This window comes from Mycobacterium kyorinense (assembly GCF_001672775.1).
Lineage (GTDB): Bacteria > Actinomycetota > Actinomycetes > Mycobacteriales > Mycobacteriaceae > Mycobacterium > Mycobacterium kyorinense_A.
Map to the genome: position 1 here is coordinate 81,736 of NZ_LZKJ01000200.1, position 17,496 is coordinate 99,231.

The window sequence follows — 17,496 nt, forward strand, 5'->3', positions numbered from 1 at the left end:
GGTAACGCCTGCTGCTGCGATGATCCACTTGGCCCGGCGGCGCGATGTGGTGGCAGCAGGCGCAGGCGCCGCTGCGGCCGGGGCACCGCCCTGCTCATACGGTGGCCGGCCCGGCAGGTTTGGCTGTCCGGTGGGATAAGTCGCCATCTCATCGCTCCCGCTCGGTTACGTTGCGCAGTTTCGACGGTATGCGCTACCACCGGTGGGTTGGCAGGGTCATTAGCCTCCAACTGCGGGTCTTTGGTCCCGAAATCGCGACCACCAACGATAGAGCTCGTCGACACCCCAGACCGCCAGGGGCATGGGGATGAGCATCAGTAGCATCCAGCCACTGAGCGCCGTGGTTCCGAATATGTATTGCAGCGCCGGTGTATAGACGACCGCCGCGGCGAAGATCAACTCGAAGGCAATGCCACCCAGCAGAAACCGATTGGTGGTAAGCCCCACCGAGCGCAGCGAGGCCCAGGCGGTTCGAGAGGCAAACGCAGTACCAACCTGGCATGCGACGATCGCCGCGAATGACATTGTGGTGGCCTGTAGGTATGCATGATGAAGCGGCGTCCCATCTCCAATTGGGTCGCCATAATGCCAACCGCTGTCCAACAACACCGCAAAGAACGCGGCCATAACCAGCGCGGCTGAGAGACTTCCCATCAATCCCCATCCGCGCCAAAGCAATTGACGCGTGATCACATTTTCTGATTGACTCCGCGGTCGTTGGTGCATTAGACCCGGCTCGGCAGGCTCACGCCCGAGAGCCAACGCCGGCAAGGTTTCAGTCCCGAGATCGATCGCCAGTATTTGGAGCACGGTGAGCGGCAGCGGGATACCACCGCCAGAGAGCGCAAAGATCATGAATGGCACCACTTCAGGCACCGCATGCGCAAAGATGTACAACACAAACTTGCGGATGTTGGCGAAGACTCGGCGTCCTTCGCGGATCCCCGCGGTGATCGTGGCGAAGTTGTCGTCGGTGATCACCATGGTGGCTGCCTCGCGGGCGACGTCGGTACCGCTGCGGCCCATGGCAACCCCGATGTCGGCGCGCCGCAGGGCGGGCGCATCGTTGACGCCGTCGCCGGTCATCGCCACCACATTGCCGAGGTGGTGTAGCGCGTCGGCGATGCGCAATTTCGCTTCCGGCAAGACACGAGCGAAGACAATTTCTTCTCCGCTGGAGAGCAATTCGTCAAGCTGTGGTTCGCTCATCTGGTCCAGTGCCACGCCGTCGACCACGCGGTGCGCGCCGATCCCGATCCGGCGTGCGATTTCGGTAGCAGTCCGCCCGTTGTCACCGGTGACGACATGTACCCGGATCCCGGCGGTATGGCATTGCCGCACGGCGGCAGCCACTTCGGGCCGCGGCGGATCGAGGATACCGATCAGGCCGAGAAACACCAGCCGCTGCTCAGCCGTGTCACGATCGACGTCTGGTTTCTCGTGGGACATATCGCGGGTTGCGACCGCCAGCACCCGCAATCCACGTTCGGCCATTTCATCGACCCGACGCTCCCACGACGACCGCTGCTCGCCATCGAGCGTGCAGAGCGGCACTATGCGCTCCGGCGCACCCTTGGCATGCAGGGCCAATTGGCCATTTACGTTGTCCAAAGTAGACATTCGCATTAGCTGGGATTCGAAGCGGAAAAGCTTGCGACGCTGACTATCCCGCGCCTGCGCGTCAACGTTGATACCATTTTGAGCCGCATATTCGAGCAAAGCGATCTCGGTAGGGTCCCCGGTCTGGCCGGCGCCCAGCGTGGCGGTCGTACACCGAGCTGCCGCACCGAGCAGAGCTTGATCGTCATCTACCGTAGCCACTTCGACGACCTGCATCCGGTTTTGTGTCAGGGTTCCGGTCTTGTCAGTACAGATCGTCGCGACCGACCCCAGGGTCTCCACCGACGACAGCCGTTTGATCACCGCACCTTGCCGGGCCAACGAGCGGGCCCCGGCGGCCAACGCCAGCGTAATCGTGGGCAGCAGCCCTTCCGGGACGTTGGCCACAAGTAGCCCGATTGCGAACAGCAGCGCTGCATTAAGAGTCAGACCCGCCAGCAAGCCCAACGGCAGGAACAACACACCTACGGCAATTGCGACGCCGGCAATCAGCCATGCCACTCGACGGACCTGCCGCTCCAACGGGCTCATGTCGGTACGGACTGTCCGCGATAACGCCGCGATCCGACCCAGCTCGGTGTGGCTACCTGTGCCGTGCACAACTGCGACCGCCGAGCCCGCCACACAGGTCGTCCCGCTGAACACCAACAGCGGCGAATCGATGGGTTGCTCGGTAGAAACAGCGCGGCCGGTCTCCCGCTCGACGGGGTTGGATTCGCCGGTCAGCGCTGACATGTCGATTTCAAGGCTGCCCCGGATTAGCCGAGCGTCAGCGGGAATCCGGTCGCCTTCTTCGACGAAGAGGACGTCGCCGGGTACCAGCTCGCGGGCAAGCACCTGGGTTCGGTGTCCACCACGTAACACCCAGGCTCGTTGGGGCAGATACGCGCTCAGTGCCTCCACGGCGCGCGCCGCATGTTGTTCTTGGACGAATGCCAGCACCGCATTGAGGACGATCACGCCGACGATCGCAGCCGCGAGTACAGGGGATTTCGACACCGCCGCCAAGACGGCCGCAACCCACAACAATAGCGCCAGCGGGTGGATGAACTGCCGGATGAGACTGCGCAACCAGTGTCGAGTGGCAGTAGTCGGCAGTTCGTTCGGACCGTACACCTGCAGCCGACGCGCGGCCTCCCGTGAACCTAAGCCGGTTTTGATCGACACCCGACCATGCACCAGTTGCCAGGGCGGCCCTTGGGTGGCGCTGGTTTTATCTGCCATCGCGATAGCCCTACCGGGTACGGACCACGACTACCGGAACCCTCGCCGACTGCGCCACCGTGGCGCTAGCCGAGCCGAGGAGCATACCGTCGAAACCGCCGCGGCCGCGGCTACCGAGCACCACCAGTTGCGCCCGCTGAGATTCCTCGATCAGCCAGCGAGCCGGCGTATCACAGACGAGTCGCCGTTCGATCCGGACATCTGGGTATCGTTCCTGCCAGCCGGCCAGACGTTCGCTGAGTGCCTCCTGCCCTTGGTCCTGATACGTACGCCAATCCATGCCGAGGATCGGGAAGACCGCGACATCGCTCCATGCATGCAATGCGACGAGCGACAACCCCCGCAGCGACGCCTCCTCGAAGGCATAGGCGGTGGCACCTTCGGACGCGGGTGAACCGTCGATACCCAGCAACACCGGGCCTTCGGGTGCACTTGCTGACACTTCATCGGCGTGGATAACCGCTACCGGACAGTACGCATGATGGAGCACTCCGCTGCTGACCGAACCCAACAGAAGGCGCCCGAGCACACCCCTCCCGCGGCTTCCCACGACCACCATCCGAGCCTCCTGCGAGGCGTCGACAAGCGCGTGTACCGGATTTGCATACAGGATCTCGGTCCGCACCTCCAGTGGCTGCGGCTTATCCATGGCGTCGGTCAAATCATTGCGCGCCTGCACGATAACGTCGCGCGCATTGCTTTCTTGCCATTTCGCGATAGCGGCCTGTTGTGCTCCGATCGGCCAGCTGACAATTACGGCTTGCACGACATGCACCAACGTGACGGCTTCGTGGCGCATCGATGCTTCGCGGGCTGCCCAGCGCACCGCGGCACGTGACTCCGCCGAACCGTCGACGCCGACCACAATTCCGTATTTGGTTTCTGTTTCAGACATCCCGCCTCCTTCCATTCGGCTCGTGCAAAAGCGAGGCTAGTTACATTCATCTTGTCCCGGAAGGGTCGTTAGCCCCCATCTGCGCGGGCCACGCTTACCTAAACGGAACTGCAACGCAGCTATTCGCGGTCGCCCAGCAACGTGGCCACATGGTCATCAACATAGGTCGACAGTTCACGCGGCGGCCGCTGATAATTGCCGCTTATCACCGGGCGGGTGGGCAGCATGACTATCGGCTTAGCCACGTCGTGATAGTCGATCGTGGACAGCAAATGGGCCATCATGTTCAGCCTGGCGTGCTTTTTGACATGAGCTTCCACCACATACCACGGGCTCACGGGGAGGTCGGTGTGCACCATCATCTCGTCTTTGGCGCGCGAGTAGTCTTCCCACCGGTAGACCGATTCCAGGTCCATCGGCGTTAGTTTCCATTGGCGGACCGGGTCATTGAGCCGGGCTTTGAAGCGGCGCAGCTGTTCCTCGTCGGACACCGAAAACCAATACTTTCGCAGCACCATCCCGTCTTCGATCAGCATCTGTTCAAAGAGTGGTGTTTGCCGCAGAAACAGCGCGTGTTCTTGCGGTGTACAGAAACCCATGACTTTCTCGACGCCTGCACGGTTGTACCAGGACCGATCGAAAAGCACGATCTCGCCCCTGGCGGGCAGATGGGCGACATAACGCTGGTAATACCATTGGCCGCGTTCACGGTCAGTCGGTGCGGGCAACGCTACGATCCGCGCGATCCGCGGATTGAGGTACTCGACGACCCGCTTGATGGTGCCGCCTTTGCCGGCACCATCGCGGCCTTCAAAGATCACTACGATACGAGCGCCGGAATGGCGGACCCACTCCTGCAACTTGACGAACTCCGTTTGCAGTCGGAACAATTCGGCCGCATAGACATCGTTGGGAATTCTACGGGTCGACGGCTTCGGCTTCTTGCGCTTCTTCGTCATTACCGGCGCCCCGCTGGCAGTTGCTTCGCTCACTTCTCTTCCCGCCGTGACCTTCAAGGGACGAAACTCTAAACTTCGGTCCTTCCTGTGCTCGACCGTCGCCGACCCGGTTAACAGATGCCAGGGTCCTTAGTCCCTCATGTCGTGCCGAACTACCCGGCTAACTGGGCCTTGGGACCACTTCGCCCAGGCCGCATTAACGAGCACACTGCGCTCATGGGGCAAACCGACAGATCGGGCCGACCGCCACCGACACCGGCTGAGCCCTATGCCGCCGTACGCGAAACCCACACCGGGCTGGTGGTGCTGGCCGGCGATTTGGCTTTCAAGTGCAAAAAACCGATACGCACCGACTTCCTGGATTTCAGTACGCCGGAACTCCGTGAGCAAGCATGCCAGCGTGAACTGAAACTCAACCGGAGGCTAGCCCCCGCAAGCTATTTGGGTGTCGCGCACCTGACGATGCCCTGCGGCGACGCAGCCGAACCGGTGCTCGTCATGCGGCGCCGGCCCGACGCGTTTCGGCTGGCAAGCATGGTGCGACGCGGGCAACCGGTCACCGACGCGCTCCTTGCAATTGCGGAGGTGCTGGCCCGATTCTATGAAACCGCCGGACGCGGCCGAGCCGTCGCGGGGGAGGGCACCGTCGATGCTGTCAACGCCCGGTGGAAGGCCAACATCGCGGAGTTGCAGCAATTCGCCGACACGGTCGTAGAACCGCAGCGTCTCGATACGGCCGATCATCTGGCCGCGCAATTCCTGGCCGGCCGCGCCCCGCTGTTCGCCGGACGCATCGCAGAAGGACGGATCGTCGACGGGCACGGCGACCTGCTCGCCGACGATATCTTCTGCCTGCCCGACGGCCCGGAGATATTGGACTGCCTGGAGTTCGACGATCACCTTCGATACGTCGACATGATCGATGATGCGGCGTTTCTGGCCATGGACCTGGAATTCCTGGGGTGCAACGATCTCGCCAAGTTTTTCCTGGATCAGTACAGTCGGCTGGCCGCCGATCGAGCGCCGCAGTCGCTGACGGATTTTTACATTGCCTACCGAGCGCTAGTACGAGCCAAAGTCGACGGCGTGCGAGTTAGCCAGGGTCACCCGGATGCCAATGCAGATGCGTTGCGCCACATCAATATCGCGCTCCAGCATCTGCACGCCGGCGCGGTGCGGCTAGCCATCGTCGGGGGTGGGCCCGGTACCGGCAAGAGCACCCTGGCGCAAGGGCTGGCGCAGCAGGTCGGGGCGTACGTAGTCGCTACCGACGAAGTGCGCCGAGACATGCAAAGTTCGGGGGCTATCAGCGGCGGGACCCGCATGCTCGACGCCGGACTGTACACGGAGGAGAACGTCGGCGCCGTCTATGCGGAGGTGCTGCGCCGCGCAGCCCTGCATCTGGCCAATGGCCGGTCAGTGATCCTCGATGGAACCTGGCGAGATTCCCGTCGCCGCAGCCAGGCGCGGCAGGTCGCGGCTGAAACACATTCCGCCATCCTGGAGCTGCGATGCGAGACACCGGTGCGTACCGCCGCAAGACGGGTGGGTGCCAGGAAGGCGGGCAGCGTTTCCGATGCCACCCCCGAGATCGCGTGCGCTTTGGCCGACGATGCTCAGCGATGGCCCGAGGCGCACCGCATCGACACCAACCGTGCCCCATCGGAGGCGGTTCGCACCGCCGAGGATCTGTGGCGTGGCCTCTGCTAGTGCGCCCAGCAAACTGACCGCTATGAGGGACTTTCGTCACACGCGCTGGTGTCCACTGGCCGCTGCTCAAAGCCCGCTGCGTTACTAGCGTCATCCCTGCTACTGATCGCCACGTCCGGGAGAAGCCATGGGAACTCAATATGTTCGGGACATCGCCTCGCTACGGATCGGCGACGCCGACGACGCCGGTGGCAAAGGCGCCAACCTGGGTGAGCTAGTGGCAGCTGGGCTGCCGGTCCCCGGTGGCTTCGTACTGATGCGGGTGGGTTATTTGGATTCGATGACGGCCGGCGGCGTCGACGCAGACCTTGCTGCGCTGCACACCGAGGCGTTGACACGGGTCGGCGACGCTGGCCGTCTGGATGAACTCTGTCAGCGCATGCGGGCCCTAGTGGCCAAGGCGGGCGTGGACGACATCGTTCGCGACCAGGTAGTGAGTGCATACCAGCGGCTCGGCACCGACGTCGTGGTTGCGGTGCGGTCCTCCGCCACCGGAGAAGATGGCCGCGATGCGTCTTTCGCAGGTATGAATAGGACGATCACGAACGTGGCCGGCGTCGATGCGCTCATCGATGCAGTGCAGAGCTGCTGGGCCTCGCTGTTCACTCCGCGCGTGCTCACCTACCGGGCCACCCGCGGGTTCACCGCCGATCCGGCGATGGCGGTGGTGGTCCAACAGATGGTCGCGCCCGAGCAAGCCGGGGTCGCGTTCACCAACGACCCCAGCACCGGCGCTGATCACATCGTCATCGAAGCTGCGTTGGGACAGGGCGAAGTGGTGGTGTCCGGCAAGGTGCAGCCCGACACCTATGTCATCGACAGGCAGACATTGCAAGTCGTCGACTCTCAGGTCGGATACCAAGATTTCAAGATCGTTTCCGGTCCAGACGGCACCGACGCCGTCGTCGAACTTGGCCCGGCACAAGCCAACTCCCGTGTTCTCAACGATGACGCGTTGCGCGGGATCGCCGAGTTGGCGATCGCCACTGAGCGGCACAACGGTTGCCCGCAAGATGTTGAATGGGCGATTTCGTCGGGTAAAACCTGGCTGGTGCAAGCCAGGCCAATCACGGTGCTGGCTGGCGCAGCCGCCGGCGCTTCGCGCCGCGGCGAGGTTCTGGTACGTGGTCTTCCCGCCGCGCCAGGGTCTGCCTCCGGCGCAGTACGGGTACTGACCCGCCCGGAAGAGGGCACTCGGTTGACCGACGGTGAGGTGCTGGTCGCGCCGATGACCAACCCTGACTGGCTGCCGACCATCCGCCGGGCCGCCGCACTGGTTACCGAAACCGGAGGAATGACCTGTCACGCCGCGATCGTGGCACGCGAACTGGGTGTGCCGTGTGTGGTCGGCGCGCGGCGCGCCACCACGACCCTTCGCAGCGGAACGGTGGTCACCGTCGATGGCACGCGCGGAGAGATCGTCGCCGGACGCGCCGCCACCCCACAGGTCTCGATCGCCGACCGGACCGCACCGCCCGTCGCTGCGGCACCTGTCACCGCCACAAAGGTCTACGTCAACCTGGCGATGCCGGAAACCGCCGCGGCAGTCGCATCGCAGGACGTGGACGGGGTGGGGCTGTTACGTGCCGAATTCATGCTCACCCAAGCGCTTTCCGGGCGACACCCACGCCATCTCATCGCACACGGTGAACAGGCCGGCCTGGTCGATGCGCTGGCGGAATCGGTGGGCCGCATTGCGGCAGCGTTCAAACCCCGGCCGGTGATCTATCGTGCGACGGACTTCCGCAGCAACGAATTCCGTGGTCTCGTCGGCGGTGAGCAGTACGAGCCCGTCGAACACAACCCGATGATCGGCTACCGCGGCTGCTACCGCTATGTCAAAGAACCGGACCTCTTCGCGCTGGAGCTTCAGGCGATCGCCCGGGTTCGCGAGCAAAACCCCAACGTGCACCTCATGATTCCATTCGTGCGGACCCGCTGGGAGCTCGAGGAATGCTTGTCGCTGGTCGACGCCAGCCCACTCGGTCGCCAGCGCGGTCTGCATCGCTGGGTGATGGCTGAAGTTCCGTCGGTGTTGTACTGGCTACCCACCTACATCGGGATGGGTGTCGACGGCGTGTCGATTGGCAGCAACGATCTGACCCAGCTGATGCTGGGTGTCGACCGGGACTCCGACGTGTGCGCCGAACTGTTCGACGAGTCCGACCCAGCGGTGCTGGATGCCATCGGCCAGATCATCGCCATCGCACGCAAGTTCGGTATCTCGTCATCGCTATGTGGGCAGGCGCCATCTACCAATCCGATGTTCGCCGAACACCTGGTTCGGTTGGGCATCACATCGGTGTCGGTGAACCCGGACGCTGCAGCCGCGGCGCGGCGCGGGGTCGCCGCGGCTGAGCAGCGTCTGCTGCTGGAATCGGCACGCGGTGGCGACTCCAGGTGACGATCCGCGTTCCGCTGGCAGTCACACTCGCCGCACTGATCGGCGGCTGCGTCGCCTGGTTGCTCGAGGCCCGCAGCGCTGCTGAAATATGCTGGGCTGCGGGCACAGTCATTGCAATTATACCGGCGGCATGGTGGGTGGCCGCAACGCTGCGACACGGCAAGCTGGGTGTGGACGTGATCGCGGTGCTCTCACTGGCCGGCACGCTGGCCGTCGGCGAATACTTGGCCGGCGCGCTGATCGGCGTCATGCTCGCCACTGGCCGGTCGCTGGAAGCCGGAGCAGAGCGCCGGGCGGCCAAAGACCTCCATGCGCTGCTCGATCGGGTACCACAGTTCGCGTGGCGCCGCACCGCCGACGGTGTCACAAACGTGCCGCTTGACGACCTGGTGGCCGGTGACCTGCTGGTAATCGGCCCGGGTGAGATGGTGCCGGTAGATGCGCAAATCGTTTCCGAATCAGCGGTTTTCGACGAGTCAACACTCACCGGTGAGTCAGTTCCCGTTCAGCGTCACGCCGGACAGCGGGTACGCAGCGGCGCCATTAACACCGGAGCTGTCATCGAAATCACGGCAATGGCGACCGCCGCAGACAGCACCTATGCGGGCATCGTGCGCCTGGCCCAGCAGGCAGCTGCGGAAAGCGCACCCGTGGTGCGCCTTGCCGACCGCATCGCCGCGTGGTTCGTACCGGCGACGCTGTTAGTGGCCGGCGCAGCATGGCTGTTCAGCGGTATACCCACCCGTGCAGTGGCGGTGCTCGTCGTCGCGACACCGTGCCCGCTGATCTTGGCCGCGCCGGTGGCGATCGTGTCCGGGATGTCACGGGCATTGCGTCTCGGGCTGGTGATCCGCGGCGGCGGAGCGCTGGAAAGCCTGGGCCGCGCCACCACCCTGGTGCTGGACAAGACCGGAACCGTGACAGCCGGCCATCCGCGCGGCACCGATGTTGTTGTAGCTCCCGGTTGGACGGTCACCGAGGTGCTTCGACTGGCCGCATCCGCCGACCAGTTCTCACCGCACGTGCTCGCTCGTGCGATCGCCGACGAAGCGGCATTACGGAAGTTGTCACTGAGCATGCCGATAGACGTCGCCGAGGAAGCGGGTATAGGAGTCACCGCAACCGTCGACGGACACGTGGTCAGCGTGGGCGGCCACGAACTTCCTTGCGAGCCGCCGCCATGGGCCGCCGCGGCGCTGTCACGCGCGAGCTTGGATGGCGCTGTGGTGGCGTGGGTCTTTGTCGATGCCCAACTCGTCGGCGCGATCTTGCTGACCGACCCGCTGCGGCCGGACGCGTGCCGCACCGTCCGGCGGCTACGGGCTGCCGGTATGAGCCGGGTCATCATGCTTACCGGTGACCGCCCTGCTCCCGCAGAGCAAGTCGGCGTGGTACTCGGACTCGACGAGGTACGGGCGCGCCAATCCCCCGCTGACAAAGTGGCCGCCGTGCGATCGGAGGCACAGCGAGCTGTCACCGTGATGGTTGGCGACGGGGTGAACGACGCACCGGCGCTGGCTGCAGCCACCGTCGGCATTGCGATGGGAGCACACGGCGCGACGGCGAGCTCGGCAGCCGCCGACATCGTCTTGACCACCGACCGGCTTGAGCGGCTGGCCGATGCGATGGTGATCGCCCGCCGCTCGCGGGGGATCGCGCTGCAAAGCGCCATCGCAGGGATGGGATTGTCGCTACTGGCGATGGCATTCGCGGCGGCCGGCGTACTGGCACCGGTCCTCGGCGCCCTGTTGCAAGAGGCCATCGACGTCGCGGTGATCCTCAACGCGTTGCGGGCGCTGCGAGGCGCAGAGGCTATAACGGCCCTAGGTTCCGAGGCCGAGGAGCTGATCCGCAGGTTTTCCGCCGAACACGACCAGATGCGGGACAGCCTCGAAATATTTCGCGACGCCGCCCAGCGGGTGAGCAGCGGAGGACGTCGCGCGGCGCTGCCCGCGCTGCGCCGTGCCGACGAGTTTCTGCGCCACACCTTGCTGCCACACGAGCGCGCTGAGGACCGTAACCTTTATCCCGCACTGGCCACACCGTTGGGCAGCCCCGAGGCCACCGCGACGATGAGCCGCATGCACGCCGAGATCGACCGCCTGGCAGGCAAGTTGCACTCCCACGTCCAGATCGCCCAAGCCGAGGGCCGTATTCGCGACGACCAGATCGATGATCTGCTGGCCTGTCTTTACGGGCTGCACGCGCTGCTATCCCTGCACTTCGTCCAAGAAGAGGAGAACTACTTCGTGCTGCTGCCGAGCGCCTGAGACTGCTGCGTTCAGGGGACGACTGCCCTTTGACTTGATGACTTTCGGCACTAGGTCCTCGCGCTGATCAACAACGACCATCGACGTGTCGTCGCAAAGAGAGGAATCGCCATGCCGCAGCCTGCCGCCGAAACACTCGAAGCCGAATTGGATGCGCTGGCATGTGAGTTCCTCGGTTCTCGGTATGCGGGACCAGGTTTTGCAGACTGGCCGATTGACCGGCGTGTGGCTGCGTACCTGGTGCACCGCGGCTTGACCAATATCGCCGATGACGGAACGCTCTGCGCGACACTCTTGGACCTGGTGATGGCCAATATCGCTACGGCACGAAGCAAAAAAATTCGGCCAGAGCCTGTCTAGGAGCACCGTGAAGATCATCCGCAAGACACCTGCCGATTGGACGATTACGCCGCATCTGTCGGATTACGAACAGACACGGGCAGTTTTCGACTGGTCGCAGGTTCCGGCGCTGTGCAAAGGCATGGGCGGTGATGGTTGCAACATCGCCTATGCCGCAGTGGATCGACACGCGGACGGCCCATCTGCGACGCGACCAGCGTTGCGGTTCATCGGTGAGAGCAGCTGGGAGGGCGCCATCGCCACCCGGGATCTTAGTTACGCCGAATTGACCCGGCTGTCCCGGCGCTTCACCAACGTGCTGCGTTCTCTCGGTATCGGCAAGGGCGACAGGGTGTTCACCGTCATGGGCCGCACACCCGAGCTGTATATCACGATCATGGGCGCGCTGCGCGACGGCTGTGTTGTCTCACCGCTGTTTTCAGCATTTGGCCCCGAACCCATCGCTACCCGGGTCGGTATCGGCGAGGCCCAAGTGCTGGTCACGACGAAGGCGATCTACCAGCGCAAGATCGCGGGAATCCGTAGCCGCCTTACCTCGGTGCGGTATATCTTCATCGTCGACGGCTATGGAGGCCCTAACGCCGTACCCGATTCGCTTGACTTTTGGCAATGGATGGATGGCGCCGACGACGAAGCACCAATCGAGCACACCACCGCCGACGATCCCGCCTTGCTTCACTTCACCAGCGGCACCACCGGAACACCCAAGGGTGCGCTGCATGCGCATGGCGCGGTGGTGATGCACTACGTCACCGGTTTGTACGCACTCGATCTGCATCACGAAGATATTTTCTGGTGTACAGCTGATCCGGGCTGGGTCACCGGAATGTCTTACGGCGTGATCAGCCCATTGCTGCACAGTGTCACCTCGATCGTTGACGAAGCGGAGTTCGACGCAAAGCGCTGGTACCGGATTCTGCAGTCTCAAGGTGTAACGGTCTGGTACACCGCCCCCACCGCGGTGCGCATGCTGATCCAGGCCGGGCCGGAACTCGCCCATCAGTACAGCTTCCCGCGGCTGCGGTTTATCGCCAGTGTCGGTGAGCCGCTGAACGCTGAGGCGGTCATCTGGGGAAAAGACGTGCTGGGCTTGCCAATTCACGACAACTGGTGGCAGACCGAGACCGGCGGCATCATGATCGCGAACACGCCAGCGTTCGACATCAAACCCGGGTCCATGGGCCGGCCCCTTCCCGGGGTCGACGCGTATGTAGTGCAGCGCAACGACGACGGCACCGTCACCGTCGTCGACGCGCCCGGAGCCGAGGGTGAACTCGCCCTGGCCCGCGGTTGGCCATCGATGTTTCGCGGCTACCTGCATGAGGACGAGCGGTACCGCAAATGTTTCACCGACGGTTTGTACCTGACCGGTGACTTGGTGAAGCGCGACGCAGACGGGTACTTCTGGTTCGTCGGACGAGCCGACGACGTGATCAAGTCGGCTGGACACCTGATCGGGCCGACCGAGGTGGAGAACGCGCTGACCAGCCATCCGGCCGTCGCCGAGGCGGCGGCGATCGGTAAGCCTGAGCCCACGGTCGGCGAGGTGGTGAAGGCCTTCGTGCTGTTGAAGACCGGCTACACCGCCGACGATAAACTGCGCCGCGAACTGTTGGGGCAGGCCCGAAAGCGCCTCGGGGCGGCGGTCGCACCGAAGGAAATCGAGTTCGTCGAAACCTTGCCGCACACTCGAAGCGGCAAGATCATGCGTCGCTTGCTGAAGGCACGCGAACTCGGGCTGCCCGAGGGTGACACTTCCACGATCGAATCCCCGGCCGAGCACACCGGTCAGGAGGTGTCGCTATGACCGACCGTGAGTTGGCCCGAGCACTGCTGTCGTCGATGGTGCGGGTGCGCCGGATGGAAGAAGAGTGCGCCAAGCTCTACGGCGAAGCCAAGATTCGCGGGTTTTTGCATCTCTACGTCGGAGAGGAAGCCGTCGCCGCCGGCTCCCTGAGCGTGCTGGGTCCCGATGACGCGGTGGTGGCCACCTATCGCGAACATGGGCACGCGCTGTTGCGCGGCATTCCGATGGACTCGATCATGGCCGAGATGTTCGGTAAGCAGCAGGGCTGTTCGCGCGGCCGCGGTGGGTCCATGCACCTGTTTGACGCAGCCACCCGGTTCTACGGCGGGAACGCCATCGTGGCCGGCGGGTTACCGCTGGCGGTTGGCTTGGCGCTGGCAGATTCGATGCTGCACCGAAACCGGGTGACGGCATGCTACTTCGGTGACGGAGCGGTCGCCGAAGGTGCTTTCCACGAATCACTGAACATGGCAGCGCTGTGGAAATTACCCGTATTGTTCTTGTGCGAGAACAACTTCTACGCAATGGGCACCGCGCTGAATCGCGCCCAGTCACAAACCGATCTCACCGCCAAGGCGTCCTCGTACCAGGTGCCCAGCATCGCAGCCGACGGGATGGACGTCATCGCCTGCCGCGATGCCGCCCAGCACGGCGTCGATCACATCCGCGGCAGCGGGGGGCCGTTTTTTATCGAATTTCGCACCTACCGGTTCCGTGCCCATTCGATGTTCGATCCCGAGTTATACCGGGACAAGGCCGAAGTCGAGCTGTGGCGCAAACGCGACCCGATTCCCGCATTCACCGAGCGGTGGCTGCGGGACGGCACTTTGGTAGCCGACGACATCGTCACGATCGAGCAAGCCGCCAGCCGCGAAGTCGAAGAAGCGGTGGCCTTCGCCGAAGCCGGAACATGGGAGAACGTTGAAGATCTCGAACGTGATGTATTGACCCCCGTCGTAGAGCCGGCGCGATGAAAACCAGCTACCGAACCGCCGTGCACGACGCCTTGCGTGACGCATTACGCGCCGACCCCCGGGTGGTGCTGATGGGTGAAGATGTCGGCCGGTACGGCGGAACCTACGCCGCATCGAAAGGTTTGCTCGACGAGTTTGGGCCGGACCGGGTGCGCGATACACCGCTGTCCGAGTTGGGTTTCGTCGGCATCGGAATCGGCGCTGCGTTGGGCGGGCTGCGCCCGATCGTCGAGGTGATGACCGTCAACTTCAGCCTGTTGGCACTCGATCAGGTGGTCAACACCGCTGCGGCATTGCGGCACATGTCCGGCGGCCAGTTCTCGGTGCCGCTGGTGATCCGCATGGCCACCGGGGCGGGCCGGCAGCTGGCCGCCCAACACTCACACAGCCTGGAACCCTGGTATGCGCATATCCCGGGCATCAAGGTGATCGCGCCGGCCACGGTGGCCGATGCCTACGGCATGCTCGGCGCTGCGCTGGCCGATCCCGATCCGGTGGTGATCTTCGAACACGTGCAGCTCTACAACACCTCCGCTGATGTCGACGGCCTGACCAGCACCGACATCTCGCGGGCGGCAGTGCGCCGCGAAGGATCGGACGCCACCGTGATTACTTACGGCGGATCGCTACCCAAAGCGTTGGATGCCGCAAACGAGTTATCACTTGCCGGAATCGACTGCGACGTCATCGACCTGCGGGTGCTGCGACCGCTTGACACCGATGCGATTCTGGAGTCGGTGCGCAAAACCCATCGTGCCCTAGTGGTCGACGAAGCCTGGCGGACCGGCAGTCTGGCCGCCGAAATCAGCGCGCGAATCGTGGAAAATGCGTTTTTCGACCTGGACGCTCCAATTGGCCGGGTCTGTAGCGCCGAGGTGCCAATGCCGTACGCCAAGCACCTCGAGCAGGCCGCGCTGCCTCAGCCGGACAAGATCGTCGCGGCCGCGCAAGCCCTGTTCGGGGATGGCACATGATCGAGTTCAAGATGCCCGCACTTGGCGCGGACATGGACGAGGGCACCCTAAATGAGTGGTTGATCAAGCCAGGCGACACAGTGTCGAAAGGCCAAGTCGTCGCTGTCGTCGAAACCACGAAAGCCGCAGTCGAAATCGAATGCTGGCATGAGGGCGTGGTCGGTGAGCTGATGGTTCCCGTCGGCCAAACCGTGGAAGTGGGCACGGTATTGGCGACGCTGATGGAAGCCGGCGAATCCGCACCGGCCCGGCCAACGAAGACCGCCCGCAAAGCCAAGGCAGCGCAACCGGGCACAGCACCGCCAGCACGAAAACCTACACCGGTCGGCGGGAAATCCGAACCGCTTCACCGCCGCTGGATATCTCCCGCCGCACGCCGGCTTGCCAACTCGCTCGGTATCAACATCACCGCCGTCAGCGGCACCGGACCGCAAGGTGCGGTGACAATCCACGACGTCGAGCTCGCTGCCGCATCGGCAAAACCTGAGCAGCCCAAGACCGCAGCGGCAGATCGGGCTGCGGCAATGCGGCGCTCGATTGCGGCCGCGATGAGCCGGTCCAAGCGCGAAATCCCGCACTACTATCTGGCCCACGAAATTCGGCTGGAGAAAGCGCTGACGTGGCTGACCGAACGCAATGCCCAGCGACCCATCACGGAGCGCGTGCTGCCGACCGTATTGCAGTTGAAGGCCGTCGGCTTGGCGGTCCGTGAGTACGGTGAGTTCAACGGATTCTGGCAAGGCGACGCATTTCAGCCGGCGCAGGGAGTGCACGCGGGGGTGGCCATCAACTTGCGCGGCGGCGGTCTCGTCGCGCCAGCCATCCACGATGTGCCCGACAAAAAGCTCGACGACTTGATGGGTGACCTGACCGATCTGGTTGCCCGCGCGCGGGCCGGCTCGCTGCGCAGCTCGGAAATGTCGGATCCCACTATTACGGTGACCAACCTCGGGGACCGTGGAGTGGATGCGGTTTTCGGAGTGATCTACCCGCCCCAGGTGGCGCTGGTGGGCTTCGGCAAACCGGCGCAGCGAGTGTGTGTCATCGAGGGCGGAATCCATGTCGTCACCACGGTGCAAACCACACTCTCAGCGGATCACCGCGCCACCGACGGCCACCGCGGTGCATTGTTCCTCGCGGCGATCGACGAGCTACTCCAACACCCCGAATCCCTGGAGACATGACACCATGACAACTACGAAAAGCCTTCGTGCAGAAGTCTTATCGGTGCTAACGGACATCGCCCCGGAGGTGGATCCGGCCGAGCTTGACGACGATCTGTTGCTGCGCGACCAGGTGGACCTGGATTCGATGGATTGGCTCAACTTCTTGGTCGGCATTCACAAGCGCTTACATGTCGACATCCCCGAGGCGGATTATGCGTCGTTGCGGACCCTCACAGACGTCGTTCGCTATGTCGAGGAGCACGGGGCGCCCGAGAACCGGTGAGGCTGCAGTCCCACGCGGCGTTGAACCCCTTTTGATGGCGAAGTTACAAGTGCAGGTATATGACCCATAGCCCTTGGCGCTAAGGGCTATGGGCTCTAGTACCTGCAGTTGGCACTGCGATTAAGTGTCATCGAGGGTTGACGACGAAGACTCCCGACCGGAGGTGATCAGATGCGATCGCACAGAAAGAATCTCGGGATCGTCGTCGGTGTGGACGGATCACCGGCGTCGAGAGCCGCTGTTGAGTGGGCCGCGCGCGACGCGCAGCTGCGTAGACTTGCGCTGACCCTTGTGCATATGGCCGCTCGGGCGCCGAGTTGTCATAAGCTCACGCGCGAACGCCCAAATCAGCGGGTCCGTCGGATCATGGAGGACGCACTCGCCATCGTCGATGGCATTAGCCCACGCGATGATCCACTCAGCATCAACACAATGGTGACGTCCGCAAGTCCGGTTGCGACCCTGGTTCGCATGTCCGCACACGCCGAAATGATCGTGGTGGGTTCGCGCCGCCAGCGCGCGTGGTGGCGCGGTCTACACCGCTCGGTTAGTTCCGGCGTTCTGCGTCGATCCCAGTGCCCGGTCGCGATCGTCCACCATGAAGCCCGACCGGTGCAGCATCCGGAGAACGCGCCCGTCCTCGTCCGGTATGGCGGCTCAGTAGCGGCTGCGTTACTCGCGCGCGAAGAGGCATCGCGCCGAGGCGTCGAACTCGTCATCTCCGACGACACGGTCTCTCGGCTCATCGAGCAGTCGGACTCCGCACAACTGGCTATTGTCGGCGGCTGGGACCAGGTGGGTGCGGCCGTCGCGCACGCCGCGCGGACGCCGGTCATCGTGGCAAGCTAAA

Annotated in this window: 13 protein-coding genes; 10 read left to right on the plus strand and 3 right to left on the minus strand. The window is 63.8% G+C overall.

Annotated elements, in window-relative coordinates:
* Positions 1 to 219: 219 nt before the first annotated feature.
* The 3 genes from A5707_RS22090 to ppk2 form a co-directional block, all read right to left on the minus strand.
* Positions 220 to 2,844: a cation-translocating P-type ATPase gene (locus tag A5707_RS22090; RefSeq protein ID WP_065016563.1), complete on the minus strand. Its 2,625-nt coding sequence runs from the start codon at positions 2,842 to 2,844 to the stop codon at positions 220 to 222.
* A gap of 10 nt (positions 2,845 to 2,854) precedes the next feature.
* Positions 2,855 to 3,739: a universal stress protein gene (locus A5707_RS22095; RefSeq protein WP_065016564.1), complete on the minus strand. Its 885-nt coding sequence runs from the start codon at positions 3,737 to 3,739 to the stop codon at positions 2,855 to 2,857.
* A 119-nt stretch (positions 3,740 to 3,858) separates the two neighbouring features.
* Positions 3,859 to 4,698 (minus strand): polyphosphate kinase 2, encoded by an 840-nt coding sequence (ppk2, locus tag A5707_RS22100; RefSeq protein WP_065016565.1) that lies wholly within the window; start codon positions 4,696 to 4,698, stop codon positions 3,859 to 3,861.
* A 216-nt stretch (positions 4,699 to 4,914) separates the two neighbouring features.
* On the opposite strand from ppk2, the gene A5707_RS22105 reads away from it, so the two are divergent.
* From A5707_RS22105 to A5707_RS22150, 10 genes are all read left to right on the plus strand, one after another.
* The gene (locus tag A5707_RS22105) at positions 4,915 to 6,408 is read left to right on the plus strand and encodes an AAA family ATPase (RefSeq protein ID WP_065016566.1); all 1,494 of its coding nucleotides are present in this window, start codon (positions 4,915 to 4,917) and stop codon (positions 6,406 to 6,408) included.
* Between the two features lie 127 nt (positions 6,409 to 6,535).
* A complete protein-coding gene (gene ppsA, locus A5707_RS22110) occupies positions 6,536 to 8,812 on the plus strand; it encodes a phosphoenolpyruvate synthase (RefSeq protein WP_065016567.1) in 2,277 nt (758 codons plus the stop codon).
* Complete coding sequence (locus A5707_RS22115; protein ID WP_232000824.1) at positions 8,809 to 11,082, plus strand: heavy metal translocating P-type ATPase; 2,274 nt, start codon at positions 8,809 to 8,811, stop codon at positions 11,080 to 11,082. Before ppsA ends, A5707_RS22115 begins: the two co-directional genes overlap by 4 nt.
* Before the next feature lie 111 nt (positions 11,083 to 11,193).
* Positions 11,194 to 11,442, plus strand: a complete 249-nt coding sequence (locus A5707_RS22120) for a hypothetical protein (protein WP_065016569.1) — start codon at positions 11,194 to 11,196, stop codon at positions 11,440 to 11,442.
* 7 nt (positions 11,443 to 11,449) lie between these two features.
* Positions 11,450 to 13,249 (plus strand): acetate--CoA ligase, encoded by a 1,800-nt coding sequence (gene acsA, locus A5707_RS22125; RefSeq protein ID WP_065016570.1) that lies wholly within the window; start codon positions 11,450 to 11,452, stop codon positions 13,247 to 13,249.
* Positions 13,246 to 14,223, plus strand: a complete 978-nt coding sequence (gene pdhA / locus A5707_RS22130) for a pyruvate dehydrogenase (acetyl-transferring) E1 component subunit alpha (RefSeq protein ID WP_065016571.1) — start codon at positions 13,246 to 13,248, stop codon at positions 14,221 to 14,223. Before acsA ends, pdhA begins: the two co-directional genes overlap by 4 nt.
* Positions 14,220 to 15,197: an alpha-ketoacid dehydrogenase subunit beta gene (locus tag A5707_RS22135; protein ID WP_065016572.1), complete on the plus strand. Its 978-nt coding sequence runs from the start codon at positions 14,220 to 14,222 to the stop codon at positions 15,195 to 15,197. Before pdhA ends, A5707_RS22135 begins: the two co-directional genes overlap by 4 nt.
* Positions 15,194 to 16,381, plus strand: a complete 1,188-nt coding sequence (locus A5707_RS22140) for a dihydrolipoamide acetyltransferase family protein (RefSeq protein ID WP_065016573.1) — start codon at positions 15,194 to 15,196, stop codon at positions 16,379 to 16,381. The genes A5707_RS22135 and A5707_RS22140 overlap by 4 nt, the downstream gene beginning before the upstream one ends.
* A 4-nt stretch (positions 16,382 to 16,385) precedes the next feature.
* Positions 16,386 to 16,646, plus strand: coding sequence for a phosphopantetheine-binding protein (locus A5707_RS22145; protein ID WP_065016574.1), 261 nt, complete (start codon positions 16,386 to 16,388; stop codon positions 16,644 to 16,646).
* A gap of 171 nt (positions 16,647 to 16,817) precedes the next feature.
* Positions 16,818 to 17,495, plus strand: a complete 678-nt coding sequence (locus A5707_RS22150) for a universal stress protein (RefSeq protein WP_082969624.1) — start codon at positions 16,818 to 16,820, stop codon at positions 17,493 to 17,495.
* The last annotated feature ends 1 nt before the right edge of the window (position 17,496 follow it).